This is a genomic window from Ruegeria sp. S263, from assembly GCF_056780525.1.
The window spans coordinates 2,574,444-2,593,419 of sequence record NZ_CM165558.1; the positions used below are offsets into that span (position 1 = coordinate 2,574,444).

The following is an 18,976-nucleotide window of genomic DNA, read 5'->3' on the forward strand; positions in this document are numbered from 1 at the left end:
AAAAAACAGAAATTCCCAATGGAGCGAACAATGAAAACAAAGTCGTTAGCTGTGCTGACTGCCCTGGTACTCGCATCGCATTCTTCAGCCCAAGAATTCAAAGCCGACGTGCCTGAGAATGTTCTTACACCAGACAAGGTCGAGACCCAGACGCTTGGTGATCTGGAATTCTTCGATGGCATGCCATCACCTGAGACGGTGGCGAAAGTCTTCGACAACCTTGATCTGATCAGAGCAACGACGGCTTTCCTGGACGGCATGAAGATCGCTTCGCTTCGGGCTATGTTTCAGGGATACGAAGACTTGGGCGTCAATCCTAATGACGTCGTGATTGCAGAAGACCTGCTGGATGCGCGGTCCATCTGGCTGACGCCCAATACAACCACAATCTACATTGGTTCGAATGTCGATATCTCGGATGGCCCGATGGTGATTGAGGTTCCGGCAGGCCTGCTTGGGTTGCTTGATGACGCCGCGTTTGACTATGTGACGGATATCGGGGCGCTCGGCGCGGATAAGGGAGAAGGTGGCAAGTATCTACTTTTGCACAACGACGATGAAACGCCGGTGCCCGAGGGCTACTTCGAACTACGCACAAAGACATATGAGCACTGGTTGTTGCTGAGACGCTCGCCAGACGCAGACGGAGATACGGCTGGCCCTGTTGCCGAGATCAAGGCGGGTCTGAATATCTATCCGCTTAGTGAAGCGGACAATCCTCCAGCGGAAACTTTCCTGAATATCTCCGGTGTTCAACACAACACTGTTCACGCGAACAACGAAGACTTTTTTGAAGAGATCCACGTCGCGCTCGAAAACAATCCAATTGGTGCGTTCAGTCCGGAAATTGTAGGAACGTTTGCTTCCATAGGGATCAGGAAGGGCGAGCCCTTCGAACCCGATGCCCGTATGCAGGCCATTTTCAAGGAGGCAGCAGCGATAGCAAATGCCACGGCGCGAGCGATTACGTATGCCTCGCGCGATCCGGGAGTTTTCTTTTATGAAGACCGGCAATGGAACTCACCGTTTCAACGTCAGAGCTATCTGTTTCTTGAGGACGGTGCACGCATACTCGATGACCGTTCATACTTTTTCTATATGGCGACGGGCATAACGCCTGCGATGACCTCGCCACCGGTCGGTACGGGGTCTGTCTATGCGATGACGGCGCGAGACAACAACGGACAGTACCTGGATGGCTCAAAAACCTACAAGGTAACGCTCCCGGCACCCGTTCCCGCGAAAAACTTTGCGTCGTTTATGTTGTATAGCGGACAGACACGGTCGATCCTTGAAACTGACCAGCAATCCGGTGGTATCGACTCTAATCGACCGGGGATAAAGCCGAATGAGGATGGGAGTACCAGCATCTATTTTGGCCCGGAAGCCCCAGAAGGTTGGGAGAACAACTGGGCGCAAACCATGCCCGGGCAAAGCTTCAACGTGATGATGCGCCTCTACGGACCGCTCGAGCCTTGGTTCGACAAGACCTGGCGTCCTGGTGATCTGGAACTGGTAGAATAAAGCGACAGCCGCGACTATCGGGCGACGCTACTTTTTGGCGTCGTCTGGCATTTTCTTCGGTGTCGGTTTTGGGCTCAAAGCGGTCGTCGTCGGCGGCGTGTCAGAATGGCGGTCTGGACAGTCTTACAAGGGAGCGTGGTGTGGGGAATGGACTTCTACCGCGGATCTGGACGTACTAGGCAACGCAAGGAGCGTGCCAACGGATCGAAGGCAAATGCTGTGATAGCCGACATGCTTCACGCCTGTCCTAAGCGGCGCTAGTCTCCCGTCATAGCAACGCTGAAAGGAGCCGCCCAATGTCCCTCTTCTGTAAACTCTTCGGTGGTGGTGAAAAGTCGGAGCCGGAGCCAGTCTCTTACAGAGGGTTCGAAATCTTTCCGGACCTGATGCCCGAAGGTGGCAAGTACCGCCTTCTAGCCCGTATCGAAAAGACCATCGGCGGAAATCGCAAGACCCATACAGTGATCCGGGCGGATGTTTTTGAGACCCGAGATCAGGGCGAAAGCTTCAGCATCGCAAAGGCGAAACAGGTGATCGACGAGCAGGGCGAACGCATTTTCGATTAAGCAAACAGACAGCCTAATTTATGCGATGCAATCGACGGATGGTTCCGCAAATTAGACATCCGCCCCGATCTGGCGAAAGAACGCTAAGCAAGCCAAGCAGTCATTGGAAGTCTTAGATGCCCGATACATGCAGCTGCAATCTGGGTCCCAATTTCGTCTATTTTACAGCATGTGCTACCCTGTTGCATTTATCGTATGCAATTGGGGGCTGAAGATATGTGGAACATGGAACAGTTTGTAGCGGACTGCCGGACCGCAGTAGATCAGGACGCGTCTCACAAATCGGTGGCTGAGGTGGTGGACCGGGCGATGCGCGATCCCGCGGGCGTGACGCAAGCCTTGGGAGAGCCGACCGAAAGCGGTATCTTTCCCATTTACAAGTCAGGTGATCTGACAATCGTCAACGTCGTATGGAAGCCAGGAATGACCATAATGCCCCACAATCACGAAATGTGGGCCGTGATCGGTATTTATGGTGGTCGAGAAGATAACATTTTTTGGCGGCGCGTCGCAGATGACCCTAACGGACGCATTGAAGCGGCGGGGGCTCGAGCATTGTCGACGGGTGAATATGCTCCGCTTGGTAAGGACCTCATTCACTCGGTTATAAACCCTATCCCCAAGTTGACCGGAGCAATCCACGTATACGGCGGGGATTTTTTTGAAGCTGAGCGAAGCGAATGGGATCCTGAAAACCTGACGGAACATGCCTATGACATGTCGAAGGTTCGCGCGTTATTCGAGGACTAGTTTGCAGTTTGACAATTTGCGCTGGCAATGCCTGAGGCATGTTCCGTCTATACGGCAGGCTTCGCTGATTGCCGATTACTATCTCGTTGAATTGACACGGGGTGATGATCTCGGATTATGGACAGATGAGCAAATTACAACGCCCCCCGAAGCCTCGGCCACGCCCATTTCTTCCTAATCCGGACCGCTACGAGCAAATGGTCTATCGCCGTTGTGGGCAGTCTGGCATAAAGCTACCCGCGATAAGCCTTGGGCTATGGCACAACTTTGGTGGGGATACCCCGCACCAGACAAAGCGCGATCTCTGCCGCACTGCTTTTGACTTGGGTATAACGCACTTTGATTTAGCAAATAACTATGGCCCGCCGCCGGGATCGGCGGAAGAAGCATTCGGTGAAATTTTAAAAACTAATTTCGCAGGCTATCGGGACGAACTCATCATATCTACCAAGGCAGGGTATGATATGTGGCCGGGCCCCTATGGGGAGTGGGGATCATGAAAGTATCTTGTGGCCTCTTGTGATCAGTCGCTCAAGCGGATGGGGTTAGAATACGCAGATATCTTTTATTCCCACCGTTTCGATCCAGATACCCCTCTGGAAGAAACTATGGGGGCCTTAGACTATATAGTGCGCTCTGGGCGCGCACTTTACGTCGGAATTTCAAGCTACAACTCGCAACGAACGCGCGAAGCGCTGGCCATCTTGAAAGACCTTGGCACGCCGTGCCTGATTCATCAGCCGTCGTATAACCTACTCAACCGTTGGGTTGAGCGGGACGGGCTGTTGGATACGCTTGACGAATTGAACGTGGGATCGATTGCGTTCACGCCACTTGCCCAGGGTATTTTGACATCGAAGTATCTGAACGGCATTCCCGAAGACAGTCGTGCGACCCAAGGCAAGTCTCTATTGGACGGCATGATCAACGAACGTTCATTGACGAGTGTCAGGGCTCTAAACGATATAGCGGCGTCACGCGGTCAATCATTAGCTCAGATGGCGCTTGCTTGGGTGCTGAGAGGTGACCGGATTACGACAGCCCTTATCGGCGCTTCGCGTCCTGAGCAGATCGTGGATTGCGTAGGTGCGGTCCAGAATTTGGAATTTACCGAAGCGGAACTCGCTAAGATTGACGAGGTTAGCTCGGAAGAGGAAATCAATCTCTGGGCGCGATCCTCGGAAATTGAGTAAGATTGTTGACCACTGATTTTTGATGCTAGCAGGTTCTTCTGCTTAATCGCATGGCGTTTCTGCTTTGGGCTCGGTGCAGACGTTCGCAGAATTTTCACTAACGACCGCTCTGCGGACGAAGCCGCCGTTAACACCGTCATCAGCATGTGTTGCCTAACAGGCGATATCCAAGCCACCTCGCAAACCTTCAGCACGTTGTCCAGCAGTGTAAGTTCGCGTTCGCCTAGTTCAGTTCTACTGGCGGTCTGAATGAAGAGGCGCAGGACTTCTTTGCCATTTCACTCTCGCAAAATTAAAGAAGAATAATGAAGTACTTGCTCCAAACCCCAACTGCCAGGGCAATCCTCATAGCACTCTTTGTAATTATTGTTGTGAGGGTGTGCAGCTATGACAGCTATCAAGGGGCTGGATACCAAAGGCCTGATCAAGAGTATTGGGATGGCGGGGGCAGGCCCTAAACCGAGTTTACTCCTGTACTGTGGCATCCACTGCAAACAGTCGCGCAGGTTGTCCGCAACTCAGACTTAACAGACATTAGTACCGAGTTACCGTGAATAATAATCCGCCCAAAGAAGCAAAGCAGTTGGCGAGATATTCATCCTCGACATTCAGAATTTCGAGTATGGCTTCGATGTCGGCCTAATCCCCAACAAAATCCTCTCCCTAAGAAGATTGCGGCCAGTTTTAGTGCTGGAAGGCGACACGCGGAGTTGTCTGAGTTCTCACACTGAAGCTACTTCGCGCGTCGGGGTCATATGCAAGCTACGGTCACACAAAGTGTGAAACTCCAATTGCTTCGTTGCTATGCGCCAGAGCTGCTTCTGCTTGACCGACAACACGATCACGCACCTTGTTCAAACCGCGCGTGTTTAACCATTTCAACCACTTTCGCAGTGGAACAAGCTGTTTGCAGCCAAAACTGTCTATCCAGACAAACCTGCCCAAGCCATCTCCTTGCGTTTGGAATACGATGTTCTTTAGGTTCTTGTTGCTGATCACGACGTGGTTTTCCATCAATGCATCAAAAAAATCGTTAAGCAATTTCAAGTGCAGGGAATTCAGGCGACCTGCTCGGATCATGTCCCAGAGGGTCGGTGACAAATTACCATCAGGATCTGAAATGCGCTCGTACACCAGTCCTAGACCTAAATCAGTTGGCATCGTTCCATGCACTTCACAAATTGGCAGTAGCGCGCCGGGTTCTTGTTTACGAGCTTTTAGTTCCAAATACTCTCGAAACTCGCGCAGAAAACCATTGTACATGGTCGCACGGCGAAGGCGGCGTTCGATCCAACTGACGTCCGGAAGTTGTCCATGTGCGTCGTACGTGCCCGGCTGCGGTAACTTCACGAGAAGAGACGGTTCGTTCGGGTGTTCATAGATATGCTGACGCTTGCCCTTGGCAATCACAGGCTTATTGCTCAACGTCAGCATGCTGCACCTCATAGCTTAGTGGTTTGCAGGTGCGTATGACAGTTTTGTGACAGAAGTAAAGAACCGTCCTCGAAGTAAAATACTGCGCTTTTGTTTCCAGCGCAGAGATGGCCGCTAGCCAATGAAGTGGCGGACTTGCCCGTTCTTGACGTCCACTTTGGGCTCAAGGCGGTCATACGCTGCACTGCCAACGAACGTCGAGTACTCTGATAAAACCTGTCTTTAGCTCCCTGATAGATTCAGTTGGTCGACACGGTGTCGGTGCCTGGAGAGGGAGGGAAGGATGGAGGACAAACGATGTCCATTAATCAACTTCCTGCCATCTCACCGAAGCGCCCGCCGTGGAACAAAGGTCGCCATATAGGCCAGAAACGCCCGCTTCTCGCGAAGCAGGTCTGGGCCATCCGCGCCCGGCTTGAACTCTCGGACAATCTCAGGGACTTGGCACTCTTCAATCTTGCGATCGATAGCAAGCTGCGAGGCTGCGATCTCGTTCGTTTGAACGTAGCCGATCTTGTTGCTGGTGATCGTGTCCGCGAACGCGTGACAGTTGTCCAGAGCAAAACAAAGCGGCCAGTCAAATTCGAGGTTTCGGAAAATACCCGCCAGTCCATCTGGACCTGGGTATGTCGCCCGGAGATGCTTGGACGCAATTTCCTTTTCCCAAGCCGCTTCCACGAAAGGCCGCATATATCGACGCGACAGTACGCGCGTTTGGTCCGCAATTGGGTGTCGGCGATTGGTTTGGAGCCAAACGGTTAACGCCCCCGAGCATTTGTTTTGACCATCCCCCCCCAGCCAGCACCTCCCCGGTGGGGGGCGGTCCAGAATGAAATGCGGTCTCAGCCATTCCTGACTCGTTCAACAAAGTCGGACACGGACTCTCCACGCTCAGCGGCGTGCACCATCCCAAACACCAGTTCGACCAGATCGCGTAGCTGGGCAGGAGTGGGCGGCGGATCGACAAACTCTCTGAAAGGAAGTGAAACCGCTGACGTAACGCCTTGAATTTTCAGCCCAGCGCCAAAAAAAGACCGCCCTCTCGGGGGCGGTTTTTTGCTGCGCGGAAGAGGTGGGATTCGAACCCACGGAGGACTTTCACCCTCGCTGGTTTTCAAGACCAGTGCATTCGACCACTCTGCCACTCTTCCTTTCAGCGCGCGACGGAACGAATCGGACACAGATTACGCAGTCAACGTGTTCCATGTCCTGTTCCATGCGGTTTATTAGTGGTAAATAAATCAAATGCTTACAAGCGACTTTCAACGCTTTTCAAGACCGCCGCATTCGACCACTCTGCCACCTCCCCGCGTGACGCTGGGTCTAAGGCGAACCGAAACCGGTGGCAAGACCAAATAGGGAAATCTTGCCGAAGCGGTTGCAGCGGCCTTTCCATGACACTTTGTGCAGGTTATGATCTAATCGAAAGACCGTAACAGGCCGGCAATTCAGAACCGGCAATCGGCGGGGCTCGGGAAACGAGGCCCCTTCAGGCAAGGGATGACAAAATGAATCGAGCGACCCAGACACGCGCAAAACCGCGAGCGTTGGCGGTTCTGGCCGTGTTTTCCGCAACCCTCGCAGGTTGTGATGAGACACTTTCCCCTGACAACGCGTCATCCGAAGCGGCCACAGAAAGCCTTCAGGATGACAACAAGGTCGAACTGTTCCCGGACGCCACCGGAAATCCCCGCGACGATGTCGAAGCGCCCGAGGTCTTCGAAGTTACCGAGGCTGGATTGTGGGATGGGCGCCCATCGTTGGGTGGAGTTTGGGTGGCTCACCCGGACGTCACACAGCCCGAACGGGTGCGGATCAAGAACGCCAGCAACAACAAGACCGTAACCGGCGCGCTGTTCCGTCGGGAAAGAAACCTGCCGGGGCCGGCCTTGCAGCTTTCTTCGGCCGCTGCTGCGGAATTGGGCATTCTGGCAGGGTCCCCGACCAAGGTTCAGGTCGTTGCGCTGCGCCGTAAACCTGCGGAACCCCCGAAACCCGAGCCTGAAGATACTCCGACGGACGCGGGCGAAGACGCCCCTGCACCACAGGATGACGATACTCAGTCCGTATCCGTAGACACGGCAGAGGACGGCGCAGAAAAGCCCGCCAAGCGGAAATGGTGGCAAAAGAAAGAAACCGCCGCAGTCGCGGCTGGTGCAGCAGGCGCAGCTGCGGTCGCGGCAGACGCGGCCACAGACACAGCTACGGAAGCCGCAGAGGAAACAATTGAAGCTGCCGCCGAAGCCGCGCCAACCGCGACACTGAGCGATCCAGAGGTGACCCCGCCCAGCGATCAACCTGCAAAGCGAAAATGGTGGCAGAAGAAACCTGCAGACGAAATCACGGAAACGCCGCTTGATCCGATCGCAGGCGCCGCGGCCGCGATCGACGCCTCGGAACCTACACCTGCAAGTGCGGCAAGCCAGCCGGAACAGTCTTCTGGCCCATTGTCCAAACCTTATGTTCAGGTCGGGACATTCGGCGTTGAAGCCAACGCCAAAAGCGCCGCTGACAAGATACGCCGCAACGGGCTGCCTGCCGAAGTGCGCGAGCTAGCAACCGACGATGATTCTGTCTGGAGGGTTCTTGTAGGCCCCGCCTCAACCCGTGGAGAGCGCACCGCCCTTCAAAGCGACGTAAAGGACCTAGGCTTCTCGGATGCCTTCCTGGTCAAGAACTGAAACAAGGGAGGCCCTGATGCTGACCTCATTGCGATCTTCTGTTTTGTCCCTGGGGCTGGCGCTGTTTGCCCTGCCTGCCCAGGCCTTCGATACAACGGCCCGCGCAGCATATGTGATCGACCAGACAACAGGCACGGTACTGCTGTCCAAAGACGCAGATCAGCCGCTGCCACCGGCGTCGATGTCGAAACTGATGACCTTGTATGTCGCGTTCGAAGCACTGCGGGATGGCCGCCTGACGCTGGACGAAGAACTGCCCGTTTCGGAACACGCGATGAGTTATGGCGGCTCGACCATGTTCCTAAATACGCAGGACCGGGTCCGGGTCGAGGATTTGTTGCGGGGCATAATCGTGTTGTCCGGCAATGACGCCTGCGTGGTGATTGCCGAGGCACTCAGCCCGGATGGAACCGAAGCCGGGTTCGCACGCTATATGACGCAGCGCGCCGAGCAGATGGGGATGAACAGCTCGAACTTCGCCAACTCAAACGGCTGGCCTGCGGCTGGGCACATGATGTCCGTGCATGATCTGGCGGTTCTTGCGGACCGACTGATCACCGATTTCCCCGAATACTATCCCCTGTTCGCCGAGGAAGAGTTTGAATTTGACGGTCGCGCGCCGTCGAACTCGCGCAACCGCAATCCCCTGCTCAAACTGGGAATTGGGGCAGACGGGTTAAAGACCGGCCACACGCAAGAAGCGGGATACGGCCTTGTCGGTTCAGCCAAACAGGGCGACCGCAGGGTGATCTTTGTCCTATCCGGTCTCGACAGCACTGCCCGCCGCGCAGAGGAGGCTGAGGCCGTGGTTAACTGGTCGTTTCGCAATTTTGTCGAGAGGACAATTGCCAACTCCGAAGCGCCGATAGCCGAAGCCAAAGTTTGGATGGGTGCGGAAAAGACGGTTGGATTGGTTCCCGAAGGTGATCTGACTATTCTCCTTCCGGTTTTGGGCGACAAGGATGTAAAGGCCGAAGTGGTCTATGACGGGCCCGTCGATGCATCGAGTGAGCCGATCAAAAAGGGTCAGAAGCTGGCCGAACTGGTCATCAAGCCCGAGGGTCTTCCGGAAATTCGCCGCCCTCTGGTGGCCGCGAATGATGTTGCGACCGGCGGGTTTGTTGTTCGGATGATGACCGTAGGCAGCATCGTGTTAACTGACGTTATCGGCAATCCGTTGGACGCCCTGTGACAAGCACCGGGTTGTTCCTAACCTTCGAAGGTATTGACGGATCGGGTAAGTCATCGCAAGCACGCTTGCTGACCGATCACCTGCGCGGCATGGGTCACGACGTTGTCCTGACCCGCGAACCCGGCGGGTCTGCCGGGGCTGAAGAAATTCGCCGCCTTGTGCTTGAGGGCGACCCCGATCGGTGGTCCGCTGAAACGGAAATTTTGCTGTTCACCGCTGCGCGCCGCGACCACTTGGAACGTACGATCGAACCCGCTTTGGCCGCTGGCAAAGTGGTGATATGTGATCGCTTTGCCGACAGCACCCGCATGTATCAGGGCCTTTCTCGCGGTGACCTGCGCGGATTGGTGGATCAGTTGCACAATCTGATGATTGGTCGTGAACCTGATCTGACCCTTCTGATCGACATGGACCCCCAGACCGGTCTGAACCGGGCAAAGGGGCGTCAGGGAACAGAAGAAAGGTTCGAAGATTTCGGCCTTGACCTGCAACTCAAGATGAGAGCCGGATTTCTTGCCCTTGCCGATGAGTTTTCTGAACGATTTCGCGTGATCGACGGCAATCGGGACATGGACAGAGTCGCCAGCGATGTGACAGGTATCGTTAAGCAGGCTTTGCGGTAAACTATTGATGAGCGACGAAACCCCGCCCCCGGATCAGGCACCCGGTGCCCCACACCCGCGCGAAACCCGGCAGCTTTTCGGGCAGGCCGAGGCCGAAAGCGCCTTTCTGACGGCCTACAATTCGGAACGACTGCACCATGGTTGGTTGCTGACCGGCCCTCGCGGAGTGGGAAAATCGACGTTGGCGTGGCGCATCGCACGGTTCTTGCTGGCGACACCTCCAGCCGAAGAGGATGGCCTTTTCGGAGCGCCCCCACAACCTGAAACGCTGGATATTGACGAGGATCACCCGGTCTCTCATCGCATTCTGGCCGGGGCTGAGCCTGGACTTGCCTCGGTCACCCGGTCCGAGAACGACCGCGGCAGGATGCGAAACGAAATCGTGGTCGAAGATATCCGTAAGCTGGGCAAGTTCTTCGGACTTTCTTCAGCCGACGGTGGGCGGCGCGTTGTCATAGTGGACTCTGCGGATGAGATGAATGTCAGCGCAGCCAATGCCCTTCTGAAAATGCTCGAAGAGCCCCCTGCCCGCACCACACTTTTGTTGGTCTCGCACCAACCATCGCGGCTGTTGCCTACAATCCGGTCGCGGTGCCGAACGCTCAGGCTGTCACCGCTAGGCACCGAAGATATGATGACGGCTTTGGCACAAACCGGGGCCGAGCCGCCAAGCAACCCGGATCATCTGGCCGCTCTCGCCGCTGGTTCTGTGGGCAGTGCCGTTCGCCTGATCAACCTGAGTGGCCTGGACATTTACGCAGAACTCATCGCCATTTTGGGCACGATTCCAAGAATGGACCGTCAGCGTGCCTTGGCCTTGGCCGAGGCCGCAGCCCAACGCGGCGCGGCCGAGCGTTTTGAGCTGTTGCTGACTTTGATAGACATTGCTTTGTCTCGGCTTGCCCTGACGGGTGCAACTGGTGCCCCCCCTATGCCAGAGGCCGCGCCGGGCGAGGCGGAAGTCCTGTCACGCCTGTCCGCGTCCCCACATATGGCGCGTCAATGGGCGGATACCGCAGCCCTGATCACGGCCCGCACGCGACATGGTCAAGCGGTGAACCTTGACCCTGCCGCGCTGGTCCTAGATACGGTGTTCAAGATACAGGAAACCGCCGGTCAGAGCAGATGAGCGATACGCCCCAAATCACAGATAGCCATTGTCATCTGGACTTCCCTGATTTCGATGGCCAGTTGGACGAAATCGTGGCCCGCGCAGCCGAAGCAGGCGTGACGCGGATAGTCACAATCTGTACCCGTTTGCGCAATGAACCCACCATCCGCGCGATCGCAGAAGCACATGCTCCGGTCTTTTTCGCCGCTGGTACGCACCCCATGAGCGCCGCGGATGAACCGATAGCTACCGTTGATGAACTGCTGCAACTGTCCCGGCACCCCAAATTCGTGGGCATTGGGGAGACCGGGCTGGACTATCACTACACCGCTGACAGTGCCGAAGTACAAAAGCAATCTCTGCGTATCCACATCGAAGCCGCGCAGCGAACAGGCTTGCCGCTGATCATCCACGCCCGCGCGGCTGACGATGATATGGCGAGGATTCTAAGCGAAGAATATCGCAACGCGCCCTATTCCTGCGTGATGCACTGCTTTTCATCATCGGCGGAACTGGCCAAGGCCGCATTGGGTCTGGGATTTTACCTTTCCATGTCCGGCATCGCTGCATTCCCCAAAAGCCAGGACCTTCGGGACATATTCGCCAGCGCCCCGGTCGATCGCATCCTTGTCGAGACCGATGCGCCTTATCTGGCGCCACCTCCATTCCGCGGCAAGCGTAACGAACCCGCTTATACGGCCCATACCGCCCGAAAAGGGGCTGAAGTTTTCGGGATGGGGTACTCGGAATTCGCGGCACAGACGCAAGCAAATTTTGACCGGCTGTTCACAAAGGCCGCAACTTACAAGGCGGCTGCATGACGGAACTGCGCTGTACGATCCTTGGCTGCGGGTCTTCTGGCGGCGTCCCGCGACTGGGCGGTCACTGGGGCGCATGTGACCCCGACAATCCGCGCAACATCCGTCGCCGCTGCTCGATGCTGGTTGAACGCGACGGACCCAAAGGGACGACTTCGGTTCTGATCGACACGACCCCCGATATGCGCAGTCAGTTGCTGGATACAGGCACGGGCCGTCTGGACGGAGTGGTCTACACCCATTCCCACGCTGACCACGTGCACGGCATCGACGACCTGCGCATGATCGTTTTCAACATGCGCGAGCGTGTCCCTGTTTGGGCTGACGGCGATACTCAGAACGATCTGCTGGGTCGCTTCGGATATGCCTTTATTCAGCCCGAAAATTCGCCGTACCCGCCCATTCTCGACCTGAAAACCATTGATGGCCCGTTCGAGGTTACAGGCCCCGGCGGTCCGATCCCCTTTCATCCGTTCAAAGTGAACCATGGGTCGATTGACGCTTTAGGCTTTCGAATGGGCAATCTTGTCTACCTGCCCGACGTAGCCGAGATTTACGACGATGCGTGGACAATGTTGGAAGGGCTGGACTGTCTCATTATCGACGCGTTGCGCCGGTCTCCGCATCCTACCCACGCACATCTGGAAAAAACGCTGGGCTGGATTGAAAAGTTGCAACCCAAGAAGGCCGTCCTAACCAACATGCATATCGACCTGGATTATGCCACAGTCGATGCGGAAACTGCGGATCACATCGCACCAGCCTATGACGGCATGGTGATACATCAGGCGCTGTAAGGCCCTGACGACTTGCTCTGCCATATCCTCGCCCCGGTTGGCGACCCCGGTGGAGCCTTAGATGCTGCAATCCCTGATCAACGTCATCCTTCCGGTATTTCTGGTTATCGGGGCTGGCTATGCGTCGACCCGGCTTGGGTATTTCAAAGAGGTCCATGTCGACGGGCTGATGAAGTTCACCCAAGGGTTTGCAATCCCTTGCCTGCTGTTTCTGGCCATTTCCAATCTTGACCTTAGCGCCAGTTTCGATCCGCGTCTGCTGGCCAGTTTCTATACGGCGGCCGCGCTGTGTTTCTGCGCTGGGTTGTTCGGCGCGCGGCTGATATTCAACAGGGATTGGGAAGACTGTGTCGCCATCGGGTTTTGCTGTCTATTTTCGAATTCAGTTCTACTGGGCCTGCCAATTACCGAGCGCGCTTATGGCCCCGAAAACCTGACCGGAAACTACGCGATTATCGCGTTTCACTCGCCTTTTTGCTATTGCGTGGGCATCACGGTGATGGAGTTCGTCCGCAATCGCGGGCACGGTGGCACGCGTATGGTGCGCTCGGTTCTGTCGGCGATGTTCCGAAACGCTCTGATCTTAGGGATCGCGTTGGGCTTTGCCGTCAACCTGTCCGGGATCCAGGTTCCTGCCGTTGTGGATGAAGCCCTTGGCCTTGTGACCCGCGCCGCCCTTCCAGGGGCGCTGTTCGCGTTGGGCGGGGTTCTGGTCAAGTACAAGCCCGAAGGCGACCTCCGCACGATTGCCTTTGTGTGCGGCGTGTCGCTGATGCTGCACCCCAGTCTTGTCTGGCTATTCGGCTCTACCGTCGGTTTACCACAGGACTTGTTTCGATCGGGCGTTCTGAACGCGGCAATGGCGCCCGGGTTCAATGCCTACATCTTTGCCAACATGTATGGGCGGGCCAAAAGAGTCGCCGCGTCGTCGGTTTTGGTTGGAACCGGGGCGTCTATACTTACGGTCTGGTTCTGGCTCATGTTGTTGGGCTAACTCTATCCAAATGCATGTTGACTTTGCCCCGGTACAACACACCTTTCGATAACTCAAAACGGGAAGGCCCTCATGCCCTACGCCCTTATCGTCGCTCATGGTCAGCCCTCTGATCCAGATCCCGCTGAAGCCGCGCTTGCCCGATACGCGACCGAGGTAAACGGGATGTGCGACGGCGTTACGGTGACGTCAGCGACTTTGGCGGCACCCGGCGCGCTTGAGGTGAAACTACAGGACTTGCCCGATGACACAGTGGTTTTTCCGCTGTTCATGGCGAAAGGGTGGTTTGTCACAAGCGCCCTGCCCAAACGTCTTGGGGCACAGCCGCTGCGCGTTCTTGACCCTTTAGGTACCGACGCCATCCTGCCTTCGCTGATTGCAGACACACTAGGCGACGCGGTTACGGATTTAAAATGGGTGTCCTCAACCACCGATATCGTATTGGCCGCGCATGGCTCTGGGCGCAGCCGCAACCCGTCCAAAATTGCCCGAGATTTCGCCAAGAAGCTCGAGGAATTGACAGATTTTCGCTCAATCCGGGTCGGGTTTGTGGAAGAACCACCCTCCATCTCCGAGGCCGCGCAGGGCACAGGGGCAAAGGCCCTCTGCCTGCCATTTTTTGCCTGTACCGGGGGCCACGTTCTGGAAGACGTCCCGCAAGAGTTGGATCGCGCTGCGTTCAAGGGCCGGGTTTTGCCCGTTGTCGGCGAACTTCCCCGCGTGAAGCGTCAGATTGCCAACGTACTTTCGCAAGCCTTCGGGGGCACCTAGCACTGTTGCCCAGAGATACCGGACCGCGGCTGTGGGGAACCCTGCAATTTTGGGGGATCGGTTATCGAACCTGCTGGTGGTGAGAAAAAGCTATAGCGGGATCTGCCAGATCGTTTAGCGTCATACAGAGCTTGATCAGCAGCCTTAAGGATTTCTGCAGCCTTCAAGGTACTGAATTGGGTCGACAAGGCTATGCCAACGCTCGCGGAAACCCTGCAGGTTTCGCTTTCGAATACCGTCGGTTGCCTCAGCCTGTCTATCAAACGGCCCGCAATTGAGGACAACACCCCCTCATCAATCAAGCCCTTGATAATTATAACAAACTCATCCCCGCCCACGCGCGCGACCATATCGTCGCTGCGGGTTTCTTCCTCCATGATGCGCGCTGCCTGCTGCAGAACAAAATCACCTGCCGCGTGCCCAAGTCGGTCGTTCACGGACTTGAAGAAATCCAGATCCAGATGCATCAACGCAAATGGTGCATTGCCCGACGCCATGTGACCCAGAAGAACGTCCATGGCCCTTCGGTTCTTCAAACCAGTGAGCATATCCGTAAAGGCCTGTTCCTCAGCCGCAAGCATGGCACCTTGCAAGCGCAGGTTCAGGGAACGTGATGCTTCCATCGCGGCTGACTTGGCTTCGACCAAGTACAGCAGTTCAATTGCAAGATCGGTTCCCGAGAAATCGGCACTTGTCAGGGCATAGTCACGCACGGCATCCAGAATCGAAATTCCAAAGGACAGATTGATGATCGCGCCCTTGTTCCCCGGCAGCGGTGCAACCAACCCCTTTAACGCGGTGCGTGGTTCGTCCCGTAGTTTTAGGTGCAGTTTGGCACCTGCCAGCGACAACAATGCAGCAGTCGTGGTGATTGAGCGTGGGCGAACCAATTCGAACAGGTCCAAAAAGCCTTGGCCTTGCATGGGCTGCTCGGGGCGGAGCTTTTGCAAAGTGGGCCCAACGCTTGTGATTTGTCCCTGTTCGTCAACAAGCACAAACATGGGGCACAATAGTCCAAGCAATGAAGAAAGATCCGATGTTTCCATCATCAACCGCGCGCCCCCAGATCGAATTGTCGCCCCTCGGCAAACGCGCTTTCGATCAGAACAATTGAAATAATCTCAACCTCTCCCTCGGTGCCCGCATGGGACAGCATCGCCAAGGCACCATAGTCATCGGCGATGGCACGCAAGACCCCGACCATAACGCTCGAATACCCTTTCAAGCCGGGATAGCAGTAGAGTTGGAACTCCGCAGGCGACACCTCTCTCAACTCGAGCACAGGCAAGGTCAGATCGCTGACCGCCAAACGAACGCGGTCAGATAAATCATCGAGCGAGTGCAGGAATTCGACATAAGTTTCGCCCCCAAACCGCAGAAGACGGCGCAACCCTTCCATTTTGGGATGCGAGACCAGATAGGTGCCAAGGTCTTCAAGCAGTTCCCCGCGCGGCCGCTTTAGCTTCGCGCATAAAATGTCCAGAACACGCAGGGTCATTTCGTCATCGTAGACCAGCATGGCCTCAAACTCGGAAAATCCCAGTTCAGCCGCCTCGGTCACGTTTATCCAGCACGATTGTCCGTAGGTCTCGCAAACAAATGACTCTACCGCCCGATTAATCAGACCATGCATGAGATGCCCCAAAGTGGTTACATGCGTAGTCTGCTCCGAGAAACCTTAACAAAAAGCCAAGATGGCCAGCCCGATAGGTAGAATTCAGCCTAGTCTCAATGTGAAAAGGCCCGCCTCTGCCTAGAAATCTGTTGGCGCGCCGCCTTCAGCCTTACGGCGCGTAACGAACTCGGCAAGTTCTTCCCGAATCCCGTCGTCAATCGCCGGCGGCTCAAAACTGGTGATAATCTCTTTGAACATGTGATGGGCGCGCTCGGCCGTCCAGACACCACCAGCGACGTTCCATCCTTCATAATTCTTCCAGTCACTCAGGAAGGGTTGATAAAATGCTGTGGTGTAGCGGTCCTGTGTATGCTGAATGCCAAAGAAATGGCCGTCATTTCCGACTGCTTTTATTGCCTCCAATGCGATTTCATCAGGTCCCGTCGCCGTGATCTCGGGCTGCATATACCTTTGAATTTGCTGCAAGATCTCGCAATCCATAATAAACTTCTCGGGGCTGGCAATCAGCCCGCCCTCCAGCCAGCCAGCGGCGTGGTAAACCATGTTCGTCCCCGATTGCACGGCAGCCCACAAAGAGTTCGACGTCTCCCAAACAGACTGACCGTCAGGCACGTTTGCGGCGCACACACCCGAGGACCGCATGGGAAGACCATAGTACCGTGCCATCTGTCCTGTCATCTGGGTGGACCGCATGTATTCTGGTGTTCCAAACGCAGGCGCACCGGACTTCATGTCGACATTCGAGGTAAACGTGCCGATGACGCAGGGAATGCCCGGCCGCACGTATTGAAACAGGGCAATAGCGCACAGCGCCTCGGCCAAAGACTGTGCTACGGCCCCGGCCATCGTTACGGGCGCCATGGCGCCAGCCAATGTAAACGGAGTGACAACAATCGCCTGACCGCGCCGGGCCAGCCGCAGGCATCCGTCAATCATCGGATGATCATGCTTCAGTGGTGAGGTCGAGTTGATGTTGGTGTACATCCGAGGCTCGGCCTCGAATTCCTCATGGGTTAGGCCACCTGCGATGCGGACCATCTCCATGACATCCTCAACCCGTTCCTTGCCCAGCGAATAGGCGTGCATGGCTTTGTCCGTCAGGGTCAGCTTGTCATACAACACGTCCAGATGCCGAACACTGGCGTGGATATCGACCGGTTCCACCGGGTATCCCCCGGCAAAGTGAATGCAGTTGAAATACTGAGTCAGCTTCAGCAAATTCCGGCACATTTCTCGGTTTCCCGGAACCTTGGTTCCAATCTCCATGTCCCAGTAATTTGGCGGAGAGGATACGTTCCCGAACAGCATATTCCTGCCCCCGATTTCGATCTTACGATCGGGGTTGCGCGGCGTGATCGAGAAGGATGACGGCGCTTTTCCCACCATCTCCATCACAAAATCCCGCCCCATTCGGACGTTATCGCCGTCAATTGTACACCCGGCTTCACGCAGAATGCCGATAGCTTCTTCGTTGTAGAATTCGACCCCGATCTCTTCGAGAATACGCATTGCGCCTTCGTGGATCGCTTCGATCCTGGCAGCATCCAACGGTTCGGTGGGGTTGTCGATATTGACAGGAGGATTCCACGGCATCTGATCAATCACGGCGGTGCCTCTGCGCTCGGCTGCACCTGCACGTCCACCGCTGCGGCGTCTGCGCGTTTTTGTGTCGGCCATTGGACCCTCCCGAAACTGGCGTTGCTTTAAGCAAGCCCCGAAGTCGGAAGGCTGGCCGCTCTGTCTGCGACAAGCTATGTCGGTTTCAACACTCAGATCGGCGATTTTGACCCGACCTCGTTCAGTCCTTGGCCAGCCAGCCCGGGATATGCCCGATATTGGGCAATACAACATCCGCAAATGGTGCCAGTGTCTCGGCCGGGGCCAATCCGGTCAGAACTCCGATGGTGGTCATACCCGCAGCGCGCCCGGCCTGTAGATCGTGCAGACTGTCGCCAACCATCGCGACCCGCTCGGGGGCGACATCGACATGTGCAGCAAAGGCCAAAAGCTGTCCCGGCCCGGGCTTGTATCCGTGTCCACTGTCGTATCCTGCGACAAAATCGAAATGTTCTCTTATCCCGGCCGAAGCCAAATGCTCGAGCGCGGGCATCTCACCGTCGTTCGTTGCCACACCCAGTTTTAACCCCGCATCGCGCAACCCGTTCAGAAAAGGCGCCAAGGGAACAGCAGGGGCCTGTGGCGCTGAGGCGGATTCTACGTTCAGCAAGTCAATCAGCTCTTCGTGTTCCATGTCGGGTAGATGCGGAACCAGGACGTCTGCCACCTCTTCCACGGTTCCGGCGATCACAATGCTGTCTTCGGAATAGGTCACGGATTCCAGATCAAACCCGATGATGCGGCCCAATTCCGCCGCGCGCTGATTGTCTCCATCCGCCAAACGCAGCAACACGTTGCGCCCAAAAGCGCCCCACGTATTCGCAAAATCAAACAGAGTGCCGTCCTTGTCGAACAAAATCGCATCAATGGGCATTACGTGCTCCCGCAGGGAAAAAGCTTCAGGTCCAGTGCATGTCCGCGCCGCCAGACAGAACTGCGCGGGCTTGACCGGGCAGTTCGTAAGGCACGGAATTGGCGTCACAAAAGGACATCACCCACGAATCGTCAAGCACAAGAAAATCAAGTACCGACCCAAGGAAATCCGGATCCTCTGCCCGGTCTTTTAGATCCTGAACGGACGCCCCGGTTGACCCAAGAAAAACCGGCAGCAATTCCTCGTTCCCAACGAGCCAAACTAGCACGTTCAAGGCCAAAGTTTCAGCGGATTGGGCAGATATTACCATTAAATTGCCCCGGATCAGATATTGGAAAGGGTTTGTTAACCAAACTCATAAACACTTTGGCAACGCATGCAATCAACGGTGACAC

General features: G+C 55.9%; 17 protein-coding genes, 1 tRNA gene and 2 pseudogenes. 13 read left to right on the top strand and 7 right to left on the bottom strand.

What is annotated here, in order from left to right:
* Window positions 1-30: 30 nt before the first annotated feature.
* The 4 genes and pseudogenes from ACT2B1_RS12815 to mgrA all read left to right on the top strand — a co-directional run bounded on the left by ACT2B1_RS12815 (window position 31) and on the right by mgrA (window position 4,033).
* On the top strand, window positions 31-1,524 hold the full coding sequence (locus ACT2B1_RS12815) for a DUF1254 domain-containing protein (protein ID WP_299902273.1): 1,494 nt from the start codon (window positions 31-33) through the stop codon (window positions 1,522-1,524).
* Between the two features lie 296 nt (window positions 1,525-1,820).
* Window positions 1,821-2,090 carry an HlyU family transcriptional regulator gene (locus ACT2B1_RS12820; protein WP_481667877.1) on the top strand — a complete coding sequence of 90 codons (270 nt, stop codon included), beginning with the start codon at window positions 1,821-1,823 and terminating at the stop codon, window positions 2,088-2,090.
* 225 nt (window positions 2,091-2,315) lie between these two features.
* The gene (locus ACT2B1_RS12825; RefSeq protein WP_481667878.1) at window positions 2,316-2,840 is read left to right on the top strand and encodes a cysteine dioxygenase family protein; all 525 of its coding nucleotides are present in this window, start codon (window positions 2,316-2,318) and stop codon (window positions 2,838-2,840) included.
* A gap of 125 nt (window positions 2,841-2,965) precedes the next feature.
* Window positions 2,966-4,033, top strand: a pseudogene (gene mgrA / locus ACT2B1_RS12830) (L-glyceraldehyde 3-phosphate reductase).
* A gap of 768 nt (window positions 4,034-4,801) precedes the next feature.
* Here mgrA and ACT2B1_RS12835 read toward each other — a convergent pair.
* Window positions 4,802-5,467 (bottom strand): YrbL family protein, encoded by a 666-nt coding sequence (locus ACT2B1_RS12835; protein ID WP_481667879.1) that lies wholly within the window; start codon window positions 5,465-5,467, stop codon window positions 4,802-4,804.
* Window positions 5,468-5,764: 297 nt separating this feature from the next.
* Between ACT2B1_RS12835 and ACT2B1_RS12840 the strand changes: the two are divergent.
* Window positions 5,765-6,226 (top strand): annotated as a pseudogene (locus ACT2B1_RS12840) (tyrosine-type recombinase/integrase); the annotation flags it as partial.
* A gap of 305 nt (window positions 6,227-6,531) precedes the next feature.
* Here the strand turns inward: ACT2B1_RS12840 and ACT2B1_RS12845 are convergent.
* Window positions 6,532-6,618 (bottom strand) — tRNA-Ser (locus ACT2B1_RS12845).
* 357 nt (window positions 6,619-6,975) lie between these two features.
* Between ACT2B1_RS12845 and ACT2B1_RS12850 the strand changes: the two genes are divergently transcribed.
* The 8 genes from ACT2B1_RS12850 to ACT2B1_RS12885 all read left to right on the top strand — a co-directional run bounded on the left by ACT2B1_RS12850 (window position 6,976) and on the right by ACT2B1_RS12885 (window position 14,454).
* On the top strand, window positions 6,976-8,148 hold the full coding sequence (locus ACT2B1_RS12850; RefSeq protein WP_481667880.1) for an SPOR domain-containing protein: 1,173 nt from the start codon (window positions 6,976-6,978) through the stop codon (window positions 8,146-8,148).
* A 16-nt stretch (window positions 8,149-8,164) separates the two neighbouring features.
* Window positions 8,165-9,340, top strand: a complete 1,176-nt coding sequence (locus ACT2B1_RS12855) for a D-alanyl-D-alanine carboxypeptidase family protein (protein WP_171239782.1) — start codon at window positions 8,165-8,167, stop codon at window positions 9,338-9,340.
* A complete protein-coding gene (gene tmk / locus ACT2B1_RS12860; protein ID WP_171239781.1) occupies window positions 9,337-9,963 on the top strand; it encodes a dTMP kinase in 627 nt (208 codons plus the stop codon). Before ACT2B1_RS12855 ends, tmk begins: the two co-directional genes overlap by 4 nt.
* A gap of 7 nt (window positions 9,964-9,970) precedes the next feature.
* Window positions 9,971-11,092, top strand: coding sequence for a DNA polymerase III subunit delta' (locus ACT2B1_RS12865; RefSeq protein ID WP_481667881.1), 1,122 nt, complete (start codon window positions 9,971-9,973; stop codon window positions 11,090-11,092).
* On the top strand, window positions 11,089-11,895 hold the full coding sequence (locus ACT2B1_RS12870; protein WP_481667882.1) for a TatD family hydrolase: 807 nt from the start codon (window positions 11,089-11,091) through the stop codon (window positions 11,893-11,895). Before ACT2B1_RS12865 ends, ACT2B1_RS12870 begins: the two co-directional genes overlap by 4 nt.
* Complete coding sequence (locus tag ACT2B1_RS12875) at window positions 11,892-12,689, top strand: MBL fold metallo-hydrolase (RefSeq protein WP_171120838.1); 798 nt, start codon at window positions 11,892-11,894, stop codon at window positions 12,687-12,689. The genes ACT2B1_RS12870 and ACT2B1_RS12875 overlap by 4 nt, the downstream gene beginning before the upstream one ends.
* Before the next feature lie 61 nt (window positions 12,690-12,750).
* Window positions 12,751-13,683: an AEC family transporter gene (locus tag ACT2B1_RS12880; RefSeq protein ID WP_171120836.1), complete on the top strand. Its 933-nt coding sequence runs from the start codon at window positions 12,751-12,753 to the stop codon at window positions 13,681-13,683.
* Between the two features lie 72 nt (window positions 13,684-13,755).
* The gene (locus ACT2B1_RS12885; protein ID WP_481667883.1) at window positions 13,756-14,454 is read left to right on the top strand and encodes a CbiX/SirB N-terminal domain-containing protein; all 699 of its coding nucleotides are present in this window, start codon (window positions 13,756-13,758) and stop codon (window positions 14,452-14,454) included.
* On the opposite strand, the gene ACT2B1_RS12890 is transcribed toward ACT2B1_RS12885, so the two are convergent.
* The 5 genes from ACT2B1_RS12890 to ACT2B1_RS12910 all read right to left on the bottom strand — a co-directional run bounded on the left by ACT2B1_RS12890 (window position 14,451) and on the right by ACT2B1_RS12910 (window position 18,891).
* Window positions 14,451-15,503 carry a diguanylate cyclase gene (locus tag ACT2B1_RS12890; protein ID WP_481667884.1) on the bottom strand — a complete coding sequence of 351 codons (1,053 nt, stop codon included), beginning with the start codon at window positions 15,501-15,503 and terminating at the stop codon, window positions 14,451-14,453. The two genes, ACT2B1_RS12885 and ACT2B1_RS12890, sit on opposite strands and share 4 nt — an antisense overlap.
* Window positions 15,503-16,087: a heme NO-binding domain-containing protein gene (locus ACT2B1_RS12895; protein ID WP_481667885.1), complete on the bottom strand. Its 585-nt coding sequence runs from the start codon at window positions 16,085-16,087 to the stop codon at window positions 15,503-15,505. The genes ACT2B1_RS12890 and ACT2B1_RS12895 overlap by 1 nt, the downstream gene beginning before the upstream one ends.
* Window positions 16,088-16,207: 120 nt before the next feature.
* Window positions 16,208-17,767 carry a trimethylamine methyltransferase family protein gene (locus tag ACT2B1_RS12900; protein WP_481667886.1) on the bottom strand — a complete coding sequence of 520 codons (1,560 nt, stop codon included), beginning with the start codon at window positions 17,765-17,767 and terminating at the stop codon, window positions 16,208-16,210.
* Window positions 17,768-17,888: 121 nt separating this feature from the next.
* Entirely contained in the window at window positions 17,889-18,581 is a 693-nt protein-coding gene (locus ACT2B1_RS12905; RefSeq protein ID WP_171120826.1) for an HAD family hydrolase, read from the bottom strand.
* 25 nt (window positions 18,582-18,606) lie between these two features.
* Window positions 18,607-18,891, bottom strand: a complete 285-nt coding sequence (locus tag ACT2B1_RS12910) for a DUF3572 domain-containing protein (RefSeq protein WP_481667887.1) — start codon at window positions 18,889-18,891, stop codon at window positions 18,607-18,609.
* Window positions 18,892-18,976: the final 85 nt, after the last annotated feature.

Coding starts and splice junctions, on each gene's coding strand:
- ACT2B1_RS12865 (WP_481667881.1), top strand. CDS start 9,971: ATGAGCGACGAAACCCCGCCCCCGGATCAGGCACCCGGTGCCCCACAC.
- ACT2B1_RS12825 (WP_481667878.1), top strand. CDS start 2,316: ATGGAACAGTTTGTAGCGGACTGCCGGACCGCAGTAGATCAGGACGCG.
- ACT2B1_RS12885 (WP_481667883.1), top strand. CDS start 13,756: ATGCCCTACGCCCTTATCGTCGCTCATGGTCAGCCCTCTGATCCAGAT.
- ACT2B1_RS12820 (WP_481667877.1), top strand. CDS start 1,821: ATGTCCCTCTTCTGTAAACTCTTCGGTGGTGGTGAAAAGTCGGAGCCG.
- ACT2B1_RS12870 (WP_481667882.1), top strand. CDS start 11,089: ATGAGCGATACGCCCCAAATCACAGATAGCCATTGTCATCTGGACTTC.
- ACT2B1_RS12895 (WP_481667885.1), bottom strand. CDS start 16,087: ATGCATGGTCTGATTAATCGGGCGGTAGAGTCATTTGTTTGCGAGACC.
- ACT2B1_RS12910 (WP_481667887.1), bottom strand. CDS start 18,891: ATGGTAATATCTGCCCAATCCGCTGAAACTTTGGCCTTGAACGTGCTA.
- ACT2B1_RS12835 (WP_481667879.1), bottom strand. CDS start 5,467: ATGCTGACGTTGAGCAATAAGCCTGTGATTGCCAAGGGCAAGCGTCAG.
- ACT2B1_RS12890 (WP_481667884.1), bottom strand. CDS start 15,503: ATGATGGAAACATCGGATCTTTCTTCATTGCTTGGACTATTGTGCCCC.
- ACT2B1_RS12855 (WP_171239782.1), top strand. CDS start 8,165: ATGCTGACCTCATTGCGATCTTCTGTTTTGTCCCTGGGGCTGGCGCTG.
- ACT2B1_RS12815 (WP_299902273.1), top strand. CDS start 31: ATGAAAACAAAGTCGTTAGCTGTGCTGACTGCCCTGGTACTCGCATCG.
- ACT2B1_RS12900 (WP_481667886.1), bottom strand. CDS start 17,767: ATGGCCGACACAAAAACGCGCAGACGCCGCAGCGGTGGACGTGCAGGT.
- ACT2B1_RS12880 (WP_171120836.1), top strand. CDS start 12,751: ATGCTGCAATCCCTGATCAACGTCATCCTTCCGGTATTTCTGGTTATC.
- ACT2B1_RS12905 (WP_171120826.1), bottom strand. CDS start 18,581: ATGCCCATTGATGCGATTTTGTTCGACAAGGACGGCACTCTGTTTGAT.
- ACT2B1_RS12875 (WP_171120838.1), top strand. CDS start 11,892: ATGACGGAACTGCGCTGTACGATCCTTGGCTGCGGGTCTTCTGGCGGC.
- ACT2B1_RS12850 (WP_481667880.1), top strand. CDS start 6,976: ATGAATCGAGCGACCCAGACACGCGCAAAACCGCGAGCGTTGGCGGTT.